The organism is Dyella sp., from assembly GCF_036568765.1.
In the GTDB taxonomy this organism is placed as follows: Bacteria; Pseudomonadota; Gammaproteobacteria; order Xanthomonadales; family Rhodanobacteraceae; genus GSA-30.
In genome coordinates this window covers 1-7,257 of the sequence record NZ_DATCRY010000015.1, presented here as the reverse complement: position 1 = coordinate 7,257, position 7,257 = coordinate 1, and the positions used below count along the sequence as shown (strand labels likewise).

Genomic DNA, 7,257 nt, shown 5'->3' with positions numbered 1-7,257 from the left:
GCCTGTACCCGCGCGATCGAAGATTGCGCGTCGGGCGATGTCAAGATCTATCCGCTGCCGCATATGCCGGTGGTGAAGGACCTGGTGCCGGACCTCACGCATTTCTACGCACAATTCGCCTCGATCAAGCCTTGGTTGCGTACGCAGAGCCCGGCGCCGGCCGACAAGGAACGCCTGCAGTCGCCGGAGGATCGCAAGAAGCTCGACGGCTTGTACGAGTGCATCCTGTGCGCCTGCTGCTCGACGAGCTGCCCGAGCTACTGGTGGAACGGCGACAAGTACCTGGGACCGGCCATCCTGCTGCAGGCCTACCGCTGGATCGTCGATAGCCGTGACGAGGATACCGGTGCACGCCTGGACGATCTGGAAGATCCGTTCAAGCTTTACCGCTGCCACACCATCATGAACTGCGCGCGGACCTGCCCGAAGGGCTTGAACCCAGCCAAGGCGATCGCCGAGATCAAGAAGCTGATCGTCGAGCGCCGCGCCGCCTGACGCTGCCGGCCGGCGGGCGCCGCTGCCCGCCGGCTTTTCCTTGCCGCTAAATAGGCGAGGATGATTGCCTCTGGGAATCGCTATGGACGAAGCCCGCATCAAGCGCCTGCGCTGGCGTACTCGCCGCGGTACACGCGAGCTCGATGCCTTGTTCGGCGGATGGCTCGAGCAGGATTTTCCACACGCCGACGAAGCCACCCGGCAAGCCTTCGACGAACTGCTCGACGTACAGGACCCGGATCTATGGGATTGGGTCATGGGTCATGCCCGGCCCGAGCGCACCGATTGGCAGCACATCATCGATGTCATACGGGCCCGGCATTCGCTTTGACTATCGCCCGTCGAGAGTGCCCGCTGGGTTGGCGCTGGCGGGTGCAGGCACGGTAGGTCTGGCTATGGCGACGCCTGTCTTGCCCTGGCTGCTACGGTTAGGCGTAGCGACCGTAGCGCTGAGCCTGGCTTGGCGGCAATGGAGGTCCCCGCCCGCATGTGCGGTCAAGCGGGTCCAATGGACCGCTGACGGCGATTGGTTGTTGGATACAGCCGCCAGCGAGGAGTGCGTTGCCACTCTGAAAAGCTTTCGGATTCTTGGTTCTCAGGTGCTGCTGACCGTCCGAATGGCATCGCAGCGGCCGCTGACGCTATGGCTGGCGGGCGACAACAGCGACGCCAACACGCGCCGCCAACTGCGGATGCGCCTGGGACGGTTATCGCCCGGCGATCCGGGCGGTACGGTGTAAATTCTTGCCGGATACACCCCGTTAGGGCACTTTAGCGGTTGTGGCGCGGTCTTAGCCCGAGCTTTAGCGATCTTGTAGGAACGGCTTCAGCCGCGACCAGGATGGCCGCACGCCGCATGGTCGCGGCTGAAGCCGTTCCCACAAGGTGGCCAGGTTTTAGCGGTTTCCGGAAGTCGCTCCCGCAGTCCTGCAAATAGCGTTAACAGCCACTATGACCGACAATGCGTACCGTTGGGCGGCGAGCCCATAGAAGAACTCCATAAAGCGACCCGCCCATGTTCCGACCGCTCGAGCTTTTTATCGGCCTGCGTTACACGCGCGCCAAACGACGTAATCAGTTCATCTCGTTTATTTCGGCTGTCTCGATTACCTGTATTGCCATCAGCGTGACCGCGCTGATCACTGTGCTGTCGGTGATGAACGGCTTCGACAGCGAGCTGCGTTCGCGCATTCTCGGTGCCATCTCCCACGCGACTGTGGCCGGGTTGCCGGGCGAGAACGTGCACGATTGGCAAAAAGCCGTGCAGGTGGCCGAGGCCAATAAACATGTGCGCGGTGCGGCACCGTATGTCGAGGCCCAGGCCATGCTGCTCGGCCGGCGCTCCAGCGGCGCGGTGGTACGCGGCATCGAGCCCGACCAGGAGCCGAAGGTTTCCGATATCGACAAGCATATGGTCGAGGGCGCACTGGGCAGCCTGGAGCCGAAGAGCTGGAATATCGTGTTGGGCAAGGAACTGGCCTTGCAATTGGGCGTCAATGTCGGCGATACGGTGACGATGGTAGTGCCCGAATTCCGTGGCACCCCAATGGGCACGGTACCGCGCACGCGAGCCTTCAAGGTCAGCGGCATATTCGAGTTGGGCATGCAGGAATTCGATGCAGGCCTGGCCATGGTCAACATGGCCGATGCGGAGCGCATCAACGACCTGGATGGCCCCAATGGCATTCGCCTGAAGCTCGACGACCTGTTCAACGCTCGTCCGGTGGCACGCGAGCTGGCCGATGCATTGGGGCAGACCTATCGCGTCGAAACCTGGATGGATAGCCATGCGAACTTCTTCTCCGCGATCTCGATGGAGAAGAAGGTCATGTTCATTATCCTGTCGTTGATCATCCTGGTGGCGGTAATCAACTTGATTTCGATGCTGATGATGCTGGTGACCGACAAGCAGGCCGATATCGCCATCCTGCGCACGCTGGGTTCCACGCCGTTGAGCATCATGGGTACGTTCATGGTGCAGGGCGTGCTCGTTGGCTTTGTCGGCATCGGTGCGGGTGTCGGTCTGGGGTCTCTGCTGTCCTGGCGCCTGCCGGCGATCGTCAAGTGGATCGAACACACCTTCGGCGTGACCTTCCTGTCGCCGGACGTCTATTACATCAGCGAGGTGCCGAGCCAGTTGCAGGCGTCGGACGTGGGCTGGGTCACCTTGATCACCTTCGCCTTCTCGCTGCTGGCGACCCTTTATCCCGCGTGGCGCGCTTCGCGCACGCAGCCGGCGCAGGCGCTGCGTTATGAGTGATGCCATGAACGAGACGAACAGCCGGGCGGTCGTGTTGCGCGCCCGCCACATCGCCAAGACCTACGAGGAAGGCGGTTTAAACACCGAAGTATTGAGCGATGTCAGTTTCGATCTGCATCGTGGCGAGACACTCGCCATTGTCGGCGCCTCGGGTTCGGGCAAGAGTACGTTGCTGCACATCATCGGCGGCCTGGATACCTTGACCGCTGGCGAAGTGGAAGTGGAAGGCCGCACGCTTTCCAAGCTTTCCGACGCAGAGCGTGGCCGGGTGCGTAACCGCTCGTTGGGTTTCATCTACCAGTTCCATCATCTGCTACCGGAATTCACCGCGCTGGAAAATGTCTGCATGCCACTGTTGATCCGCGGCGTGTCGATAGCCCAGGCTACGGAAGATGCGCGGCGCCTGCTCGACCGGGTTGGATTGAGCAAGCGCATCGAGCACAAGCCCGCCGAGCTTTCCGGTGGCGAGCGCCAGCGTTGCGCAGTAGCGCGTGCGCTGGTGACCCGCCCGGCCTGCGTGCTCGGCGACGAGCCGACCGGCAACCTGGACGAAGCCAATGCGGCACAGGTATATGAATTGATGCTCGAACTCAATCGCGAGATCGGCACCAGTTTTATCCTGGTGACACACGACAGCCGTCTGGCAGCTCGCATGGATCGAACGCTGGAATTGCATAACGGTCGTCTGGCTGAGCGCGTTTCCGCCTGATCGCGCGGCCGGAGGGCCTACACTACTTTCGGTCATCGACGGGGCGCGCTCGACGCGGGTCAGGGGCATGCTTGGACGATGCCCGATTTGTCGCGTTACGCCGGCGCGGTACCGCTCAGCTTAAGCATGCTCGGTGGTGTGTTGGCCGTTGCCGTTTTGCCGGAGCTATGGCCGCGTTGGTTGGCGGTTGTCGCGTTTTTATTGGTCCTCCCGTTGGCCTGGCGTTGGCGCGGTTGGCGTCCGTTCGCGGCTTTGGTCGGCGGTTTTGCCTGGGCTACCTTGCACGGTGCCGCGGCGATGGAAGCGCGCCTGCCGGATGAGTTGCATGGCAAGGATCTGGTGGTCGTCGGTCGTATCGAGGGACTGGTGGTACGGCAGCCAGGCATGCTGCGTTTTGTATTGCATGCCGAAGAAGCGCAACTGGCGGGACATCGGCTTCCTTTGCGCGGCCGGTTGCGTTTGTCGTGGCATGGCGCGCGCCAGGAAGTGCCGCCTTGCTCGCGCTGGCGCCTGGTGTTGCGCCTGAAGCGTCCACGCGGGCTGGCCAATCCAGGCGGTGCGGATAACGAACGCACGGCGCTTGCACACCGCATCGTTGCCGTCGGCTATGTGCGCGAGCATCCGCTCAATGCCATGCTGAACGAGGCACCTGTCTGCATCGACGGATGGCGCCAGGCGCTGGCCGATGGCATTGCGGCGCGTGTCCGCGATCGCCGCGATGCGGCCTCGCTGCAGGCGTTCGCGATCGGCGACACCCGTGGCCTCGACCAGCATGATTGGGAAGTCGCGCGCGCCAATGGCATTCCGCACCTGATCGCTATTTCCGGCTTTCATGTCGGTGTTGCCGCGATCGGTGGCGTTTGGCTGGCCCGCTTGCTTTATCTGTTATGGCCAGGGTTGGCGTTGCGCGTGCCACGCCCACACGCGCAAGCCGTTTTGGCTCTGCTCGTTGCCGCGGGCTACGGGGCGATGGCGGGGCTAGGGCTGGCCACGCTGCGTACCTTGCTGATGATTGCCTTGCTCGCGCGAGCTCGTTGCGTACGGCGTAAACTCGACGGCGCGACATCGCTGGCATTGGCCTTGTCGGCCATGCTTTTGCTCGATCCTTTAGCGACCTTGAGCGCCGGGTTCTGGCTTTCGTTTGCCGGGGTGACGTTGCTGATGTGCTGGCTCGAGCCGGAACAGCGTGGCTTGCGCGGTTTCATTCGCGGTCTTTGGCGCACCCAATTGGCGATGGCCATACTGCTGTTGCCCTTGGTCGGCTGGTTTTTCGGTGAGGTCTCGCTGATTGGCGCGTTCTCCAACATGCTGGCCATTCCGCTGATCAGCTTTGTCGTGGTGCCGGGCGCATTGCTCGCGATGGTGCTTTTGGCAGCGTGCCCACTGGTGGCCGGGCCGATACTGTGGACCTTGGGCTGGCTCATGCACGGACAATGGTGGGTGTTCGAGCAGTGGGCACAGTTGCCCGGTGCTAGGGCTTACCTGCCTGCCGCACAGCCGCTCGCCTTGCTGCTGTCTTTGCTGGGTGGCTTGTGGCTATTCGCGCCACGCGGGGTGCCTGGGCGTGGCTGGAGCCTGGTGTTGTTCTTGCCGCTATGGTTGCCGACGGCGCCGCGACCGGAATCCGGCGCGTTCGAAGCATGGGTGCTCGATGTGGGGCAGGGCTTGGCGGTGTTGTTGCGCACGGCCGACCATGTGCTGATCTACGACACCGGGCCGGGCGATCCGACGGGATTCAATATGGGCGATGCCGTGGTCGTGCCTTCGCTGCATGCCCTGGGGTGGCGGGCACCCGATCGCATCATTGTCAGCCATGCCGACAGCGACCATGCCGGCGGCGCCCAAGCGGTGCGCCGGGCATTTCCGAGAGCCACGATCAGCACCGGAGAGCCCGAGCGGTTGTCGGATACCGAGCTCTGCGCGGCCGGTGAGCAGTGGACCTGGAACAACGTTCGTTTCGTGGTAATTCATCCGCTGTCTGACGCGAAGGTTCCGAGCAACGATCGCTCGTGTGTGCTGCTGGTCGAGGGGCGGCACGGCTCGCTACTGCTAAGTGGGGATATCTCGTCGAGGGTCGAGACGCAGTTGCTCGACCGGCATGCATTCCAGCAGCCGACCGTGCTGTTGGTGCCTCATCATGGCAGCCGGAGTTCCTCCGGCGAACGATTTATCGCCGGGCTGAGGCCTTCCCTGGCGGTGATTTCGGCTGGATGGCGCAATCGTTTCGGTCATCCGCATCCGCAAGTTATCGCGCGTTATGACGCCGCCCGCGTGCCATGGCTGAATACCTCAGACACAGGCGCTTTGCGCATCGATTTCCCCGCCGATGCCGCGCCCAGGGTCGGGGCACGCTGGCGTCAGATTAACCGCCATATCTGGCGCGAGTAGACTGCTCGTGCAGGAATCGGCGCGATTGCACGGAATCGCCCGGCGGCGCTGCTATGATTCGCGCTTCGTTAACGTTTACGGAGCGCAGGGGTCGTGCTGGATATCCTGATGGCTGGCGGCTGGGCGATGTTGCCCATCCTGATCTGTTCGGCGATCGCGCTGGCGATCGTGCTGGAGCGTTGCTGGACCCTGCGTCGCTCTGCGGTACTGCCCCCAGGATTGGGTGACGAGGTGCGCAACTGGGCTCGCAGCGGCCAGCTCGACCCGGCGCATCTGCAGACGCTGGCGAGTGGATCGCCGCTGGGCGAACTTCTGGCGTCGGCGGTAGCTGTACGCAATCGTCCCCGCGAACTCATCAAGGAGCGCATCGAAGATACCGGTCGTCATGTCGTGCACGGCATGGAGCGCTATCTCAATACGCTGGGTACCATCGCCCTGATTGGCCCGCTGCTCGGCTTGCTCGGTACCGTCGTCGGTCTGATTCGCATGTTTATGGAAGTCATGCGCGGTGGTGTCGGCGATCCGATGAAGATGGCGGGCGGCATCGGCGAGGCGCTGATCTGCACCGCGACCGGCCTTGTGGTGGCGATTCCCGCTTATGTATTGCACCGTTATTTCCGTTCCAAGGTTTCCGGCTACGTGGTGGAAATGGAAAAGCAGGCCACAGCGCTGCTCGACGAGCTGACACCTGTCGGTGTCCCTGCAACGCGCGCACGTCGTAGCGCGGTCAACACCGAATCCAGTGCGGGCTGACCCGGCATGCGTATCGGCAACGACCGCCGGCAGGACGACTTCGAGATCAACGTCATTTCGTTGATCGACGTGCTGCTGACCCTGCTGATGTTCTTCGTGTTGACCACTACCTTCATCCAGCACACACGGATGGAGGTCACCTTGCCCAAGGCGAGTGCGCAAGAGCGCGATATGCAGGCGCCAGCGGTTACGGTGGTGGTGGATCGCGACGGGCATTTCTTTGTCGGCAGCGATGAGGTGCATGGCGAAGGCATTGGGCCGCTCAAGCAGGCGATCGCACAGGTGGCCGGCGACGATCGCGACCGCCAAGTCACCATCCGCGCCGACGCGATGACGCCCCACCAGAATGTGGTGATAGCGATGGACGCGCTTGGCCAATTGGGCTTTACCAAGTTGTCGATCGCCACGACGCCGACCGATCCGGATGGCTCCAAGTGAGCAGGAAGTCCGGATCGGTCTGGGGCAGCGACTCCTGGCAGACCTATAAGCGGCTATTGACGTATCTCAAGCCGTATCGTGCGATCGGCGCCATCTCGCTGGTCGGCATGGCGATCGAAAGCGGTTGCCTGGCGGTCTTCGTCAAGCTGCTGCGGCCTTTGATCGACCAGTTGCTCGCAGATAAGGACGCTTACCTGATCTTCTGGATGCCGAT

Annotated in this window: 8 protein-coding genes and 1 pseudogene; all 9 read left to right on the top strand. The window is 62.7% G+C overall.

The window, feature by feature from the left end; all coding sequences use genetic code 11:
* On the top strand, nt 1–495 hold a 495-nt coding region (locus VIM98_RS00875), incomplete at its 5' end, for a succinate dehydrogenase iron-sulfur subunit (RefSeq protein ID WP_331991198.1).
* Between the two features lie 82 nt (nt 496–577).
* Complete coding sequence (locus tag VIM98_RS00870; RefSeq protein WP_331991197.1) at nt 578–826, top strand: succinate dehydrogenase assembly factor 2; 249 nt, start codon at nt 578–580, stop codon at nt 824–826.
* Nucleotides 798–1,235: a protein YgfX gene (locus VIM98_RS00865; RefSeq protein WP_331991196.1), complete on the top strand. Its 438-nt coding sequence runs from the start codon at nt 798–800 to the stop codon at nt 1,233–1,235. Before VIM98_RS00870 ends, VIM98_RS00865 begins: the two co-directional genes overlap by 29 nt.
* A 275-nt stretch (nt 1,236–1,510) precedes the next feature.
* Nucleotides 1,511–2,755, top strand: a complete 1,245-nt coding sequence (locus VIM98_RS00860) for a lipoprotein-releasing ABC transporter permease subunit (RefSeq protein WP_331991195.1) — start codon at nt 1,511–1,513, stop codon at nt 2,753–2,755.
* A gap of 4 nt (nt 2,756–2,759) precedes the next feature.
* Nucleotides 2,760–3,464 carry a lipoprotein-releasing ABC transporter ATP-binding protein LolD gene (gene lolD / locus VIM98_RS00855; RefSeq protein WP_331991194.1) on the top strand — a complete coding sequence of 235 codons (705 nt, stop codon included), beginning with the start codon at nt 2,760–2,762 and terminating at the stop codon, nt 3,462–3,464.
* Nucleotides 3,465–3,542: 78 nt separating this feature from the next.
* Nucleotides 3,543–5,852, top strand: a complete 2,310-nt coding sequence (locus VIM98_RS00850; protein WP_331991193.1) for a DNA internalization-related competence protein ComEC/Rec2 — start codon at nt 3,543–3,545, stop codon at nt 5,850–5,852.
* A 93-nt stretch (nt 5,853–5,945) separates the two neighbouring features.
* Complete coding sequence (locus tag VIM98_RS00845) at nt 5,946–6,605, top strand: MotA/TolQ/ExbB proton channel family protein (RefSeq protein ID WP_331991192.1); 660 nt, start codon at nt 5,946–5,948, stop codon at nt 6,603–6,605.
* A 6-nt stretch (nt 6,606–6,611) separates the two neighbouring features.
* Nucleotides 6,612–7,043: a biopolymer transporter ExbD gene (locus VIM98_RS00840; RefSeq protein ID WP_331991191.1), complete on the top strand. Its 432-nt coding sequence runs from the start codon at nt 6,612–6,614 to the stop codon at nt 7,041–7,043.
* Nucleotides 7,040–7,257: pseudogene (locus VIM98_RS00835) on the top strand (lipid ABC transporter permease/ATP-binding protein); the annotation flags it as partial. The gene VIM98_RS00840 and the pseudogene VIM98_RS00835, both read left to right, overlap by 4 nt.